The sequence below is a fragment of the Psychroserpens citreus genome, assembly GCF_055686305.1.
The window spans coordinates 3216524-3232385 of sequence record NZ_CM145999.1; the positions used below are offsets into that span (position 1 = coordinate 3216524).

At 32.5% G+C, this 15862-nt stretch carries 13 protein-coding genes; 6 read left to right on the plus strand and 7 right to left on the minus strand.

All coding sequences use genetic code 11. The features are described from left to right. Positions 1–113 precede the first annotated feature (113 nt). Positions 114–527 (plus strand): glyoxalase, encoded by a 414-nt coding sequence (locus ACTU6T_RS14380; protein WP_460218891.1) that lies wholly within the window; start codon positions 114–116, stop codon positions 525–527. Here ACTU6T_RS14380 and ACTU6T_RS14385 read toward each other — a convergent pair. Beyond that, the gene (locus tag ACTU6T_RS14385) at positions 524–1204 is read right to left on the minus strand and encodes a DUF2461 domain-containing protein (RefSeq protein WP_460218892.1); all 681 of its coding nucleotides are present in this window, start codon (positions 1202–1204) and stop codon (positions 524–526) included. The two genes, ACTU6T_RS14380 and ACTU6T_RS14385, sit on opposite strands and share 4 nt — an antisense overlap. A 247-nt stretch (positions 1205–1451) precedes the next feature. On the opposite strand from ACTU6T_RS14385, the gene ACTU6T_RS14390 reads away from it, so the two are divergent. Beyond that, positions 1452–1676 carry a hypothetical protein gene (locus tag ACTU6T_RS14390; RefSeq protein WP_460218893.1) on the plus strand — a complete coding sequence of 75 codons (225 nt, stop codon included), beginning with the start codon at positions 1452–1454 and terminating at the stop codon, positions 1674–1676. A gap of 130 nt (positions 1677–1806) precedes the next feature. Beyond that, positions 1807–2229, plus strand: a complete 423-nt coding sequence (locus ACTU6T_RS14395; protein ID WP_460218894.1) for a hypothetical protein — start codon at positions 1807–1809, stop codon at positions 2227–2229. Between the two features lie 105 nt (positions 2230–2334). Here ACTU6T_RS14395 and ACTU6T_RS14400 read toward each other — a convergent pair whose 3' ends face one another. From ACTU6T_RS14400 to ACTU6T_RS14415, 4 genes are all read right to left on the minus strand, one after another. Continuing rightward, the gene (locus ACTU6T_RS14400) at positions 2335–3195 is read right to left on the minus strand and encodes an N-acetylglucosamine kinase (RefSeq protein ID WP_460218895.1); all 861 of its coding nucleotides are present in this window, start codon (positions 3193–3195) and stop codon (positions 2335–2337) included. 65 nt (positions 3196–3260) lie between these two features. After that, entirely contained in the window at positions 3261–4262 is a 1002-nt protein-coding gene (gap, locus tag ACTU6T_RS14405) for a type I glyceraldehyde-3-phosphate dehydrogenase (RefSeq protein WP_460218896.1), read from the minus strand. Positions 4263–4300: 38 nt separating this feature from the next. Next, positions 4301–5287: a 6-phosphofructokinase gene (pfkA, locus tag ACTU6T_RS14410; protein WP_460218897.1), complete on the minus strand. Its 987-nt coding sequence runs from the start codon at positions 5285–5287 to the stop codon at positions 4301–4303. 137 nt (positions 5288–5424) lie between these two features. Beyond that, complete coding sequence (locus ACTU6T_RS14415; protein WP_460220776.1) at positions 5425–9804, minus strand: translocation/assembly module TamB domain-containing protein; 4380 nt, start codon at positions 9802–9804, stop codon at positions 5425–5427. Positions 9805–9931: 127 nt separating this feature from the next. Here ACTU6T_RS14415 and tsaD point away from each other — a divergent pair, with 127 nt between their 5' ends. From tsaD to ACTU6T_RS14430, 3 genes are read left to right on the plus strand one after another with little or no spacing between them, the layout of a single operon-like run. Then, a complete protein-coding gene (gene tsaD, locus ACTU6T_RS14420; protein ID WP_460218898.1) occupies positions 9932–10954 on the plus strand; it encodes a tRNA (adenosine(37)-N6)-threonylcarbamoyltransferase complex transferase subunit TsaD in 1023 nt (340 codons plus the stop codon). A 2-nt stretch (positions 10955–10956) separates the two neighbouring features. Beyond that, the gene (locus tag ACTU6T_RS14425) at positions 10957–11283 is read left to right on the plus strand and encodes a TfoX/Sxy family protein (protein ID WP_460218899.1); all 327 of its coding nucleotides are present in this window, start codon (positions 10957–10959) and stop codon (positions 11281–11283) included. Then, complete coding sequence (locus tag ACTU6T_RS14430) at positions 11284–11871, plus strand: hypothetical protein (RefSeq protein ID WP_460218900.1); 588 nt, start codon at positions 11284–11286, stop codon at positions 11869–11871. A gap of 1 nt (position 11872) precedes the next feature. On the opposite strand, the gene ACTU6T_RS14435 is transcribed toward ACTU6T_RS14430, so the two are convergent. Continuing rightward, a complete protein-coding gene (locus ACTU6T_RS14435; RefSeq protein ID WP_460218901.1) occupies positions 11873–12655 on the minus strand; it encodes a tRNA pseudouridine synthase A in 783 nt (260 codons plus the stop codon). A 67-nt stretch (positions 12656–12722) separates the two neighbouring features. Then, positions 12723–15854 (minus strand): GEVED domain-containing protein, encoded by a 3132-nt coding sequence (locus tag ACTU6T_RS14440; protein ID WP_460218902.1) that lies wholly within the window; start codon positions 15852–15854, stop codon positions 12723–12725. Positions 15855–15862: the final 8 nt, after the last annotated feature.

Here is a 15862-nt window from a genome sequence, read left to right on the forward strand (position 1 = left end):
TAATAATGTTTAGTCACTAAAACCGTAAAGTTGTTAATAACACCGTTGACAACATAATTGCAGACATATCATTAGCCAACGCATAATGTCTATTTTTAATAAAATTTAAAGCCATGAATGACCGATCTACAAACTTGAAATCTATACGTCCTACAATTGCTTCAGCTCAAGTAAATGACTATATGAGTGCCGAAGAATGCTTTCAGAATGCAACATTAAGACCTATTATAAAGATGCAAAATCACTTACTTATAGTTGTATTTAAAAACTATATTACAAAGCGAAAAAATGTGTTTTACGATTTGTCTTTACCAAAACGAATTGCTTATATAGAACATGCCATTCATAAAGATATGAAATTTAGAAATTCAGTTAAAGGAATGATTATTGGACAATTTACCGTAGAGGAATATGAACTTTATATCCTGAACTCTTCTGCATTAAATAAGCGTATGATGAATATCGTTAAAGAACGATTGGTTAGCAATATTCAATTGTTTGTACCACCATTAGCCAAAGCTATTTAAATTATAGATTCTCCATTTAAGTTTGTAGTCAATACATCACTCATGTAATCAAAAAACGGTCTAATAGCTTTAAAAGAGGTATTAATGTCATTGATAAAATTGTCACTTATCACATCCTTATCAGAATATTTTTTTGTGAATATGAATTGCTTTTTGCGAATAAGATCAATCGCTGGGTGTTCTTTATCAAAATCACGAGGAGCCGTTTTTAATTCATCACCAACCATATTGCCCCAAACAGATTGAAATGTTTTATTATTCATAATAGTTCGAATCTCTTCATCATCTTGTTCAAACTCGCGGCGAATTCGTAACAAATCATCTTTATTAGGTTCCCAGAATCCAGTAGCGATAAATGACTCATTATTTGGTTGAATATGTACATAATAACCACCTCTCAATTCTGGCTTTTTTCTATGAAATGAGCCACCAAAATGCGTTTTATAAGGCAATTTATTTTTAGAAAAACGCACATCTCTATAAATTCTAAAAAGTTTAAAGCTATCAACTACATCATACTTATTTAATTCATCATAGATGTATTTGTATGCAGCTTTAGCTTCAGCTTCATTGGCTTTAAACTCTTTCTTATGCTCATTAAACCAGTCTCTATCATTATGTTTTTCTAATTTTTTAAAGAAGTCTAGAATCTCTTTTGAAAATTTAGGAGTAGTCATAGAATAGTATTTATTTCAGAATAAATGTACAAAAAAATGTTATTGCAATATTAATATGAACTTAAACTAATTATGATCGAAATGCAAAAAGAAGTGCATAGTTGGCATCTATAATGTAATTAGTTTTAGCTATGTAAACCCTTCTTTTTAAGCATCTAAAACAATTACTTTTGAATAATTAATAAATCACTTGCATATTGATTTTATTTTTACTAATATGCGAGACTATTACTACAAATAATTATACATGGGAAGACCTCCAACAAGACCTATAAAATTTAGAGATGGATTTTATATCGAAATACGAAATAAAGGTAAAAATACTGGAATCAAATTACACAGAGACACCAAAGAGCAAATGATGCGTACTGTAAAAGAATATGAGCAATCCAAAGATGTGATTATTCTAGGTGAATCTAAAAATGGAAAATGGGTAAACAAAACACCTGTCTTACATGTTGTAGAAGATTAATATTTTTATCTATTGAAGTAAGAAAACTCGATTCAATTTTATGAAAATCATAAAATTGAATCGAGTTTTTTGATTTCATACTAGTATTTTTCCTAAATTGATGCCAATAACTAACAAAAATCAAGTAAAAATGACAGATTCTTTAAACACTAAACCGCCAGTATGGTTTTGGATTGTAGCCGTATTAGCTTTAATTTGGAATGGCTTAGGAGTTTTAGCCTATTTAGGACAAGCATTCATGACTGATGATATGATTGCACAACTTCCTCCTGAACAACAAGCCGAATTTTTAGTAGAACATCCTGCTTGGTATACGGCATGTTTTGCTTTAGCTGTATTTTGTGGCGCCTTAGGAGCTTTAGCTCTTTTAATTAGAAAAAAATGGGCTACACTATTATTTATAATTTCTTTGATAACTGCAGCAATTCAGCATGGTTATTTATTTAGTACCGTAGAAGGGATGAGTTTAGCAATGCCAATTATGATTATAGTTGTTTGCGCATTTTTAGTATGGTTTGCAAGAATGGCAACATCAAAAGGATGGATAAAATAACGATCTAACCAACCAATTTTATCCAAAAAAGGCTTTAGATAATTCTAGAGCCTTTTTTATTATAATATAAAAATAGATGTTCTTTACAATTATTTTACTAATTGATTAAAGTTGATTGGTATGATAAGCAACCAAACCTTCTATTGGACGCCTTTCAAAATTACCAACAGTAAAATTCATTTCTTGAGCTACTTCTTGTATTTCTTGTTCAGCAAAAAAGGCAATTGAGCCTGCAAAATGCACAGGAACAGTCTTCAATTCTTCTTTATATTGAAAAATCATATTAGTAGCAAATGTTCTAATACCATCTTTAATCAAATCTGTGATATATTCAGAATCTTTATTTAAAAACATAAATTCTGCAAAATTTGCCAAATATGCATTTGGATTGGGTTGCTTATACAAGTTATATTTTATATAGTCGGCATCAAGGTTATATTTATGCTCAAAAGCGACTTTGATATCTTCAGGCATTTTATTGAAATAATAATCTTTAATGAGCTCCTTTCCGTAGTAATTACCTGAAGCATCATCCATTAAAGTGTAGCCCAATGATACTACACGTTGATGTAAACGCTCTCCATCAAAATAACTACAATTTGATCCAGTTCCCATGATACATACAACAGCAGCTTCATCATTGCGGTTTAAAGTAGCCCTTACTGCAGCCATTGTATCCTCTTGCACATCAATTTCAGCATTAACAAACACCGATTCTAAAACCTCTGTAAGCATGCGTTTAGGATTTTCGGTACCACAACCAGCACCATAAAAGAACACATGAGTTACCTCATGATTAAACGCCATTAACTCATCACTTTTTCTAATGATTTTTTTTAGTTTCTTGTCTTTTAATATGGCTGGATTTAGTCCTTTAGTACGAATTTTTTCGCGAACTTGTTCTCCATTATTATTAACGACAATCCAATCGCATTTTGTAGAGCCGCCATCAGTGATTAAAATCATGAGCTATGATGTTTAAATAATAAATCCGCATCTAGTTTAAAAGTTGCGGATTTATTATGGTTGTATTATAAAGAATTAACCTTTTGAGCTAAGTCCACTAATTTATTTGAATATCCAAATTCGTTGTCATACCAAGATACTAATTTAAAGAATGTTGGATTTAATTCTATACATGCTTCAGCATCAAAAATACTTGTACGAACATCACTTACAAAATCTTGAGATACTACTGCATCCTCAGTATATCCTAAGACGCCTTTCATTGAACCTTCAGATGCTTTTTTGAACGCTTCTTTAATAGCTTCTAAAGAAGTCGCTTCTTTAGTTTTTACAGTTAAATCAACTACAGATACGTCTGCGGTTGGTACACGAAACGCCATACCAGTTAGTTTTCCGTTTAATTTAGGAATGACTTTTCCAACAGCTTTAGCAGCACCAGTTGTAGAAGGAATAATGTTCATAATAGCAGAACGTCCTAATCTGTAATTTTTACGAGATGGTCCATCTACAGTAAGTTGAGTAGCTGTACTAGCATGTATCGTAGTCATTAAGGCTTCTTCTAATCCGAAGTTATCGTCAATGATTTTCGCAACAGGCGCTAAACAGTTAGTTGTACATGATGCATTAGATACTATATTATGATCTGCAGTAAGTTCATCATCATTAACCCCCATAACAAACATTGGAGCATCTTTACTTGGTGCAGAAATTACAACTTTTTTAGCTCCAGCTTGTATGTGATAATCAGCAGTTTCTAATGTTGTAAAAATCCCTGTACATTCAGCAATAACCTCTGCTCCTACTTCATCCCATTTTAAGTTTTTTGGGTCTCTTTCGGCAGTTACTCTTACCGTTTTTCCATCGACAACTAAATGTCCATCTTTAACTTCAACTGTTCCGTCAAAATTACCATGAACTGAATCATATTTTAATAAGTATGCAAGGTGTTCTACATCTAATAGATCGTTAATTGCAACTACATCGACATCATCTCTTTTTACTGTTGCTCTAAATACGATTCTACCAATTCGACCAAAACCGTTAATTCCTAATTTTAAATTTGACATTTTTCTTTGTTGTTAATATTAATTTTTATTTCAATAACCTATATCGTCATAATATCTGATACACGTAATAATTCTAGGTTTATTTTAGATTTTCCTTTTACAGCCATATCTAAAGGCGTTAACGTCATGACATCATTCTTTAAACCAACCATACAATTTGTTTTTCCTGTAATTAAACTTTCTACCGCTTTTACTCCCATTCTACTTGCTAAAACACGATCAAAACAAGATGGAGAACCACCACGTTGCATGTGACCTAACACAGAAACACGTACTTCATATTCTGACATGTTCTCATCTACATAATCTTTCAATTCAAATACATTTTTCCCTGTTTTATCGCCTTCAGCCACAACCACGATACTAGAAGATTTACCTGATTGTTTACTTCGTCTCAAGGATTCAACCAAGCGATCTAGACCTAAGTCTTCTTCAGGAATTAAAATTTCTTCAGCTCCCGCTCCAACACCTACATTTAAGGCAATATGTCCAACATCACGGCCCATAACTTCAATAAAAAACAAACGATTATGTGAACTTGCAGTATCTCTAATTTTATCTATGGCTTCAACAACAGTATTTAAAGCTGTATCATATCCTAGAGTATGAGTAGTTCCAAAGATATCATTATCAATCGTACCTGGAATTCCCATAACTGGCATGCCGTATTCTTGGCTAAAAATCATTGCTCCAGTGAAGCTACCATCACCACCAATAACTACAAATGCATCAATACCAGCTTCAACTAATTTTTCGTGAGCTTTCTTTCGTCCTTCTACAGTTCTAAATTCTTGAGAACGTGCCGATTTCAATACAGTACCTCCTTTATTAATGATTCCTTTAACACTACGAGCATTTAAAGGTTTAAAATCACCTTCAATCATACCTTCGTAACCTCTATAAATACCAATACATTCTATATCATGGAAAGCACAAGCTCTCACAACAGAACGAATGGCTGCATTCATACCTGGAGAATCTCCTCCCGATGTAAAAACACCTATTTTTTTTATGGTTTGTGCCATGAATTTTTCTTTAATTTCAGTAAAACTAGTAAAGAAAAACTATAATAAAAATGGATTTGGACTTTATTTAACAGGTCTACAAAAACTCAAACGTTTTCGTTAATAAAAAAAAGAAAAAATGTTAAAAATTAAGCGTTTTAATTGCTTTTTGAGTCCTTTTTTGGTTTAATATTTATGAAGTCTTTGGTCAATTTTTGTTCATCATCTTCTTTTTTCTCCTCTTTCTTTTCTTGAGTTTTTTTATTCTTTCCTGAGAAGATAATTTGCACTAATTCTTTGAAGGTATCGAATTCTACATTATAAGCAATTCCTGCACCTTGTGTATACCCTATTTCTTCACCAAAATTACGGATACTATTTTCTCTGTTGAAGAATGTAGCTTTTAATGTACCGTCGTCATTTAAAAGGACATCAATTTGAACATCACCAGCGATGACTGTTTGATTGACGCCACCAATAGGCACACCTACTTTACCATTAATTAATACACGATCACTAATCTTGGTGCTTAATGTTAGCCCCAATCGATCATCGGTTTGGTAATCTGCAGTTTGTTCACCAATTTGATAATCAAAACCTACTTGAAGTTTACTATCATCATTAGTCAAAAAGCTATTAAAAAAGGCATTAACACGATCTGAGATTGTTCCATAGGCTTGTTGCCCTAAACTTAATTCACTAGCAAAAGAACCAGTAGACAATAAGAATAAAGCTTGATTGGTTCTACTTTCTCTAGTTTCTAATCTGTAATCTAACTCCGATCTGATCGTAGAATTCACATCTGGAAAATTGAATGTGAAATCAGGATCTGGTTGCTCTAATTGCCCTGTAAGGTTTACCTCGACTTCTACTTCGATACTTCTATTAATTGGATTATCTAATAAAACTGAAGGGTTAGCTTGTGTAGCATACACGGCTGTTAGACCTATTTGTGCTTTGAGAGGATCACCTTCCCAACGAATGGAACCACCAGGAACAACAGTTAACTTTTTCTGAACTAAACCACCATAAGCAAAGTTATAACTTCCTTCTGCAATTTGGAAATCTCCAATCATTTGAAATTTTCCGTTGGTATTAATATCAAATAATAAATTTCCATATCCATTACCTTGAATCGTACTACCAGATTTCTTATCAATGAGAATTTCTATATCCGCATTCGGAGTAACAAACAAATTAAATTCTAACTCTAAGCCTTTAACTTCAGTAGTATTTACAACTTCGCCTCGTAAGCGAGCCTCTTTTTCCTCTGGGCTTAAAAAATGAATAAACGAGTTATCTCCATAACTTTCTAAATCACTTAATGGGATTTTAAAAACAGTTCCTTCAGCAGTACTTCCATTAAACTCTATCTTAAGTGCATCTGTAGGACCAGTAATATCAGCTTTACCATTAACAAATGCGGTACCATAGTACAATTCTTCTTCGTCATATTCGGTATCTAATACAAGTAAACGATCTGTCTCTATTTCAAGTCCGAGACGCCAATCCGAAAAATTCTGATGCGCAATAAAACCATTTAAAGTAGCCTTTGAAAAATATTCTGAATCAGTAATTTCTACATTTTGAAAAATAAATCTCTGCGAATCAAGAGATACTCTAGAATCAAAATCAAAACTATAATCAATATTGAGATAAGGAATTGTTAATCCTGCATTATCTAATAATAAATCGCCATTAAATTGAGGCTTTTTTAAGCTTCCATCTACTTTTATATTACCAGAAGCAAGACCTCTAATATTTGTAATAACACCTTCGCCAAAAGGATCTAATGGATCTAACAAAAATTCATTAAAGTTCACATCAACGTCAATTGTATTAGCATCAACATCAATATTTCCTTTAGCATCTAAAGACTTTAAATTGTCATTTTCAAGCGTCACATCAACCGTATAATTAGTTAACGATTTGTTACCTTTTATTTGTGCATTTAGTTCTCCTAGTTCATAATCATTAGCCTTTAAATCACTTATAACAACAGTTGAATTTGGCAAATACACACCTTGATTCTGTACTATTTTTAGCTCACCGTTTATACGACCTTCCAACAGCAAACTATCAACTCTTGGTGTTATTTTTGTTAAATCTACATCTGTGAAATCTAATTTTAAATCTTTATTAACATCACTTTGAATTAGTCCTGAGAATTCAATACGCTCCTCGAAGTGATTCATTACCATCTGACTAATATCAAAATTTTTAAAATCCCTAGTAAACGTAACTTTATTAAGTTTGTTTTTTTCTTCATTAATTACCCATTCATTTTCCTTAAATAAAACCGTAGATTTATTAAATCCAACTACAGATTTATTATTCTCATCTATAGTATAAAACATACTTAAATTAAAATCATCAGCATTTTGTTGCCCGCCTTTAAATTCAGACTTAATAAATAAAGTATCTCGTTGGGTTACATTAATTAAATTAAACTTAGACACATCATAATACTTAGTACTTAAAGTATCTATTTCTATATAAGTATTAAAGAGAGGATTACTATTGTCTACTAAGACTGAAATGTCATTAGCAAAATAATCGAGTAGTTTTATTTTAGGAGAGTTAAAGGTTAAATTGAATTGCTTTTCGTCGGTTTCAATACGGCCTTTTACTGTGGTGTTAGGTCCAAGCTCTAAATCATGATAAAAAACTTCAACAATTTTATTGTAGATTTTAAATTCAAATTCTATGTATTGATTATCTTCAACTTCATTAGGAATATAATTGGTATAAATACTACCTACAGAATTTTCGACAAGCTTACCTATGTCTCTAAATCTAAAATTCCCACTCATTTGTCCTTCAATAATATCAGGTGAGTTAATTGTTACAAAACGTTTAGTATCAACAAACTTCGATTCTATTTTAAAATCCTTAAAGAAGTATTCATCATTCTCATTTACGTAAGTTGTGTTCTCGAAATTTAAAGTACCAAAAGCATCATCAATACTAGAGCCTTTCATTGAGGTTGTTATATTTCCTCTAAAAACTGAAATCTTATCTTTTGTAATAAAGTTTAAAGCCCTTAGATTGGCATATTCTACATTAGCGTTAAAGTCGAAGGTTTTTACCACATTGGATAAATCGGCTAAGCCATTAAATTTAAATTTGAAATTCTCGTCTTTAGACTCTAAGAATCCGTTAAAAATCTGATTTCCCAAATTTCCAGATACATCAATATCTTGATAGTTGTAATCATTATACTCTATATGAAAGACTTCTCCTTTAACTTGAGTACTTAAATTATCTAATGTAAATCCTTTTCCGTCTACATCTAAGTCAAAAGATGTTGTCTTCACCTTAGGGTCATTAAGTAACTCTCCTAAATTAAACTCATCAAAAACAACATTTCCTATATAACTCGCATTATCAATATCATCTACTTTGGTCATTTTTATATCAGAAACAATCAACCCTAAATCTGTATTAATATTGATATCTGCATCAATTGTCGTATCTGTAATGTATGATGTACCAGTAATTCTAAAATCTCCAAGTTTAGAAAAAACACTTGGAATAGACTCTCCAAGTATATTAGGTAATAAAGCTCTTAAATCGTAATAATTAGATGATAAATTATCGAAACGACCATTCATTGAGAAGTCGCCTTCAGCACTACTGAAAAGATTTTTAAAATTAATGTCTCCATAAATCTTACTTCTACCACTGGCTTCAAGCCGTAATCCTTTGGCATTTAAATCATTTAATGTTCCTGAAAGTTGAACATCTAAATTTGCCTTTTGATTAACACCAAATTCATCATAAAAAGTATTTAAATCATTGAGGTAAACTTCAGAATTATTAAACTTTGCCGTTACATTTACTTTATCTTCAAAATCTTTAAAGTCTTCACGATTATAATCAAAACGCACTTCGCCATCTAGATGAGAATTTTCGGTTTTAATACTCAAATTATTAAAACTCATATGATCTAAAGTATACTCAAAATCGGTGACTAAATTTTTAACGTAGGCGCCTCGACTATCTTTAAATGTCAAAGTATTTATTCGAGCATTGACATCACTTCCTGCAATTACAAAATTGGTTGCATTAATATTCAAATCATTGAATTCTAAGACTTTTTGAGTTGCTTTATTTTCATCAATAAGTCTAAAATTTCCATCATAAATAGAAACATCACTTGACGACAATAAAAACGAGCTCTTCTCGGTTCTTGGGTTATCTTCATCAAATTTGGCTACAAAAACATCAAGATTAGTATCGGTTTCGCCTTTATACGTTTTGACATTAAACGTAAGGTTCATGATATCAATATCTCCAAAATTTAAGGTACCATCAATCACATTTCTGTAATTGAGAACTGAGGTGTTCAACTCATCGATAGCAATTAGAGTATCCTTTTTGTAATCTTCAATATAAATTTCCTTGAGTTCAACATCACCATTAAACTGAAGTCCAACCTTGCCTATATTAATATTTGTACCAAAATCATCATTGATACGATTAGTGACATATTTTCCTAAACTCGTTTGAACAGCAGGTATAGATAATATCAACACCAAAATGATGAACAATAGCAAAATAATTGCTAATATTTTTGATACTATTTTTAGGAATTTCTTGATACGCTCTGAAAGTTATAACTTTGACCTCAAAATTAACAATTATTGTGCCTAATTTATATTAATGACCTCACAAAATATATATATTCTTGCTATTGAGTCTTCTTGCGATGACACGGCTGCCGCTGTAATGTGTAACGGCAAAATTTTAAGCAACATTGTTGCTAGTCAGAAAATCCATGAGGAGTATGGTGGTGTTGTTCCAGAATTGGCCTCTAGAGCACATCAACAAAACATTGTTCCAGTAGTAGACATGGCTCTTAAAAAAGCAGGCATAGACAAAACTCAACTCAATGCTATTGCTTTTACTCGTGGGCCAGGTTTAATGGGATCTCTATTAGTTGGCACCTCGTTTGCCAAATCCTTAGCCTATGGCTTAGACATTCCTTTAATAGATGTCAATCATATGCAAGCCCATATTTTAGCACATTTTATTGAAGAAGCTGATTTTAAAAAACCACCCTTTCCGTTTTTGGCCATGACCATTTCTGGTGGACATACTCAAATTGTAAAGGTGAAATCACATTTTGACATGGAAGTTATTGGGGAAACCATTGACGATGCTGTTGGAGAGGCTTTTGATAAAAGTGGAAAACTCTTAGGTTTGGGATATCCTGCAGGACCAGAAATAGACACACGCGCTAAACTAGGCAATCCAAAAGCATTTGCATTCACAAAACCAAAAGTTGATGGTTTAAATTTTAGTTTTTCAGGATTAAAAACTGCGATTTTATATTTTGTTCAGAAACAAGTCAAGCTAAATCCAAATTTTATAACTGAGAATTTAAATGATATTTGTGCTTCTATTCAGTATACTATTATTGGAATCTTAATAGATAAACTGAAATTGGCAACCAAGCAAACAGGTATCCATCATATTGCCATTGGTGGAGGTGTATCGGCGAATTCGGGAATACGTGAGGCTCTAAAAAAAGGTGAACAAAAATTTGGATGGACTACTTATATTCCAAAATTTGAATACACTACAGATAATGCTGCAATGATTGCAATTGTTGGGTATTTAAAATATCTAGAAGGCGATTACGCAGACCAAAGCGTTATGGCATCTGCAAGATTAAAAATATAATTATGGCATTCAACGAACAAATAGCAAATAGAATTAGAATGCAACTCAAACAGTTTTCAGAAGAATTTACTGAAAAGAAAATGTTTGGAGGGTTATCTTTTCTATACCAAGGCAAAATGACAGTTGGAGTTGTAAAAGATGATCTCGCAGTTCGTATTGTAAGCAGTAAAATTGATACTGAATTGGCAAAAGCTAATGTAAGACCAATGGATTTCACTAAGCATCCGATGAAAGAATTTGTATATGTTTCTGAAGACGGTTTTAAAACTGAAACTGAATTACTACATTACATAGAGCTTGGTCTCGAACATGCAAAAAGCAAACTATAGATGGACATTAACCTTTTTGATTTCACCAAAACTATAAATCTGTTTTTTGATGGCTTGTTTTTTGGTTTTTCAGTTGTTATGATTATTGCAATTATTGCATATGTATTTATTAGAAATCAAGGCATAAATGCTTTTATTTATAGCAGTATAAAAGTAGTGCGAGTATTAGCTATTGCTTATTTAATATTCTATACCATATCATTTGCCCTTTATTATGTGTCTCCGGAGTTTCAATTATCAGCAAGAAGATCTAATGACACTTATAAATGGGCCTATTGGTTTATGGTATTACGTCCAATACTATTTTGTTTATTACTATTACTCTTTTGGCTGAAATTTTGGACTTCTAGATTACGCTATGTGAGTTTACTTGTCGTTATTTCTTCAATCATATTATTGCCTTCAGCAATTTTTTTTGAAAAAATCGTGCTTTTATTAGCAGCTCAAAACATCGATTATTATGAAAGTCATAACAATACATATTTAGCTTTAGTTACTATTGTTTGGTATATCTTCGAAAAAGCGATTCTATTTGCTGCAATAGTTTTCGCTAGTATGTTTATCAGCAATAAAACTGCAAAACAGTAATTTATTCAAATTCAACCGAATTTAAAATTAAACCAGAAGCTGGAGCAATAAAATCCATAACCTCAGTACTTTCTAACTTAAGAGAGTTTTCAATATAATTTAAATCAACTTCTCCTCTACCCAATTTAATAAGCGTTCCCATCATGAGACGAATTTGATTTCGACCAAAACCTTTTCCTTTCACTATAAGTGTGTAGGTATTCTTCGGGAAAAAATTAGCGGCAAATAAGGTGTTTTCAACAAGCTGACAACTATTAATGGTTCTTTCATATATCCCTTTATCTGTGGCTCTAAAACAATACGGCTTAAAATTATGTGTTCCTTCAAATAATTGAGCGCCTTGTTTCATAATATCTATATCCAAATCGTCTAAAATGGTGGTCATTATTGGAGCGCAAAATGGATGGCATTTTTGACCGAATGCAAATAAATACACATACTCTTTAACTTTCGAATGCTGAATAATATTGAAATCAGCATCAACTTCTTCAATAGCAAGTGCTCTTATATCTTGAGGCAGGTTTTGATTAAATGCATCTAAAAATGTAGATTCATCTTCTATTTTTTTGTAAACAAATAACTCGAAAGCGGTTTCATTAGCTGAGACCATAGCATCAGTTCGTCCAGAACCCAAGGTTTTAAATTGTGCACCATCTAGAATAAAATTTAGTGTGCGATCTATCATCAAATGAATCGTCTTTAAATTTGGTTGTTTTTGCCAACCATGAAAACGATATCCTAAATATTGAATCTTAATTAAGTAATAATAACGCCTATTGAACATGAAAGCAAGAACGTTATTTTAAAATTTTCCACAAAATAATTTAGCGATTACTTAATACAATAATGTATTATTTCAAAATCAGTTTTTGGGTTTTTACACCCTCACCATTTGAAAGATTTACAATATACACACCAGGACTTACACCAGGTACATGCATACGATTGAAACTATTAGATTCATCTAAATATTCACTTAATACTAATCGCCCTTGAATATCGTATAAACGTGCTTCAGTTTGTGATGCAAATGTTCCTTTAATTATGATTTCATCATAATCTGTATTGGTATAAACGAGAATGCTATTAAGTGTATTTTCTGGTTGTGATAAGGTATCACCAGAATACCTCAAAAAGAAACGTCCAGTGCCACTTAATGTTTCCGCTGGCATAAAAGTGTAATTAGAGTCATTCAATAAAGTCAATGTATTTGCTTGCGTGTCTTCTAAATAAATATTAATGTTTGGAGGTATTGTAGAATTATTATCCAATGAGATTACTAGTTCGATATCAGCTTCAGCGTGTATGCCAACTGGAACGCTAACATCACTAAAATCTTCATAAGGTAATGATTGAATAGCAATATCTAAACCCGTATTGTCTTCAACGAGATTAGTAAAAATAGAAAATTCACCTGCATTGCTAAAATAGGATCCAGCATCATAGCCATCATCTTGGCCTCTTGTTGTACCATCAATAAAATAAACACTTGTAAATGCATTATTATTGGCACTTGATAAGTTTAGCTTACATAATGCTACATTATTTGCACCATCATTTCGGCCTTGAATAAAATCATCAGAACTACCTGAAACACGCATTGCCGTAGTAAAATCGACTAAACCTCCTCCAGACTTAGCCTTCACAAAAAAGGCTTGCCCTGGAGCAATTAATTCTGTTATTGCACCATCGGCTATGGTTGCTAAATTCCATACAGTCCATCCATTAGATAAATCACCATCATATCCATATATGGCTTGAAATGCGCTTCCAGAATCAAATTCAGACTGATTAGCCGTAAAGAATGCGTTAAAATCAATATAAGAAGGATATGGGTTTCCAATAAGATTCCAACCGCTACCAGCACTAGCATCTGAGATAGGAATGTCTAATACATCAGCAGTTAAAATTGTTCCTGTGAATGTAAGTTCTCCATCATCTGTGGTAGCAGTTCTGTAGCCTGTACCTGATGAAATGATGGTAGATGTATTTGCGCCAATATCAAAATTTTCAAAAGTACCAGAACTAGTATTATATGGAGCAAAGGCTCTCAAAGTTCCAGAAGCTGGCAAATTGAGATTTGCTGTAGCAAAAACACCAAACTCTTGTTGTGCTAAAGGAGAAGAAATCAAATCATTGGTGCCTGTAGGTCCTACAAGCGCTACATGTCTATTATAATTCACCGTACCTGTAACTGTTCCGTCTACTATTATACTCGAAAATAATAGAGATGTAGAATTTAAATCTATAGAATTAGAAGTTAAAGTAACTCCAGAATCAACAGTTAATGCAGCACCTCCTTCAACTGAAATACGATTACATTGTGTATCAACTGAGATAGTTGTGTGTCCAGAAACTATTTCAATAAAATCAATAGCAGTACTCACTCCATTTGGATTGCTTGGTGACCATCCATTGTTGTAAATATAAGTTACTGGAGCTGGTCTTACATAAATGGTATAATCCTCTGACTGTCCATAAAATAATGAAGTATAACAAGATGAATTTAAAGTACCCACATTTGAATAACGATCGTCTAATTCTTCAATAAGTCTTATCCTTACATAATCATCATATGGAATACTAGTTGGATAGATTAAAGGTACTGTAACAGTTGAGTTTCCTGGTATGTCCTGAGCCAAATATTGCTGTTCGGCATCATCATTAAAATCACCATCATCATTCCAATCAATCCAAACACCCAGCTGCTGAAAATTATTAGAAAGATCTACATTTAATTCATTTGGAACTGAAGCATCAATTTCAAAATAATTAGAACAGTTACCTGACACATCTATATTACCGCCATCAATACCAGTTGTAGACGAACCAAAGGTAACTCCATTAAGTTCTACACCAAAAATCCCAGCAAAATTATTAAGGCCTGCAGAATTTGTTGCACACACGCCAGTTGGAGCAGTAAAACTTGGATCGACAGGGAGTGAACCTTTTGAATTTACTAATGATGTACCCTCCATTGCTGCTCGAGTTCTGGTTTTTTGGTCTTCTGTAAGCCTGTCTGTACAAGAATAATAGCTCATAATATTATAAATCGTATTATCATCTACCCAAGGGTTTCCTGTACAAGTATTATTTACGGGACACGTACTTGTTTCTCTTAAATGAGGAACAGTATCAGCACAGCCATCACTATTGTTTCCAACAATAAGATCCTCCGGACAAGTATCAGATATACCATCATTATTTGTGTCATCACCTTGAAATGTATGGTATAAATGAAAATAATGACCTGCTTCATGAACTACTGTACTATTATCTCTATCAAAAGTAAGATTCCATGACGGATTAGCATTATTAGGATCATATCCAAAAACGGTATACATCATTACTGACCCTTCGTAAGCATTTCCAAAATAAAAATTGGCATAACCTTGAAATCCAGAACCTCCATTATTCCCATCAATTTCGGTTACAATCCAAATATTAAAATAATCGGTTTCAGGCCAACGACTTAAATCTTTCAACACTGTTTCATCTGCTCCTGCTCCAAAAAAAGATACTCCGTTTGTCGAGTAACCTGGAACAGATGAAGCATCAATTCTATTAATACCTGTGGTTGGGTTACAATTAGGGTCACGTTGTGCTAATCCAAATTGAATTTCAAAATCAATAGGGCTATCAGGGCTTTGACCACCATAGAAATAATTAAGGTTATCGATGCTACTTTGAATTTGTGCATCAGAAATATTTGTGTCTACTCCTTCAGATTCTCCTAAGTGGAGTACGTGAACAACAACTGGAATATTTAATACATTAGACATGCGTTGCTGAGCACTTTCTGAATTTCGCAAGGCAATAGCATTTTGAATTCTTGCTTCCGCTTGTTGCTCTAATTGAACAAAATTAGGATCTTGTCTAAGTCGTTCTCTTTCCTTATCAAACCCACATTGCTGAGCATTTGAAACTATTGAAAAAAAGATTATAAATACTGTAGAGATGGCTAATGAGTTGGGGATATTCATGAGCTAAA

What these genes read in the sequence shown, in the direction of transcription:
- ACTU6T_RS14380 (WP_460218891.1), top strand. Translation starts at nt 114, where the DNA reads ATGAATGACCGATCTACAAACTTGAAATCTATACGTCCTACAATTGCT.
- ACTU6T_RS14385 (WP_460218892.1), bottom strand. Translation starts at nt 1,204, where the DNA reads ATGACTACTCCTAAATTTTCAAAAGAGATTCTAGACTTCTTTAAAAAA.
- ACTU6T_RS14390 (WP_460218893.1), top strand. Translation starts at nt 1,452, where the DNA reads ATGGGAAGACCTCCAACAAGACCTATAAAATTTAGAGATGGATTTTAT.
- ACTU6T_RS14395 (WP_460218894.1), top strand. Translation starts at nt 1,807, where the DNA reads ATGACAGATTCTTTAAACACTAAACCGCCAGTATGGTTTTGGATTGTA.
- ACTU6T_RS14400 (WP_460218895.1), bottom strand. Translation starts at nt 3,195, where the DNA reads ATGATTTTAATCACTGATGGCGGCTCTACAAAATGCGATTGGATTGTC.
- gap (WP_460218896.1), bottom strand. Translation starts at nt 4,262, where the DNA reads ATGTCAAATTTAAAATTAGGAATTAACGGTTTTGGTCGAATTGGTAGA.
- pfkA (WP_460218897.1), bottom strand. Translation starts at nt 5,287, where the DNA reads ATGGCACAAACCATAAAAAAAATAGGTGTTTTTACATCGGGAGGAGAT.
- tsaD (WP_460218898.1), top strand. Translation starts at nt 9,932, where the DNA reads ATGACCTCACAAAATATATATATTCTTGCTATTGAGTCTTCTTGCGAT.
- ACTU6T_RS14425 (WP_460218899.1), top strand. Translation starts at nt 10,957, where the DNA reads ATGGCATTCAACGAACAAATAGCAAATAGAATTAGAATGCAACTCAAA.
- ACTU6T_RS14430 (WP_460218900.1), top strand. Translation starts at nt 11,284, where the DNA reads ATGGACATTAACCTTTTTGATTTCACCAAAACTATAAATCTGTTTTTT.
- ACTU6T_RS14435 (WP_460218901.1), bottom strand. Translation starts at nt 12,655, where the DNA reads ATGTTCAATAGGCGTTATTATTACTTAATTAAGATTCAATATTTAGGA.
- ACTU6T_RS14440 (WP_460218902.1), bottom strand. Translation starts at nt 15,854, where the DNA reads ATGAATATCCCCAACTCATTAGCCATCTCTACAGTATTTATAATCTTT.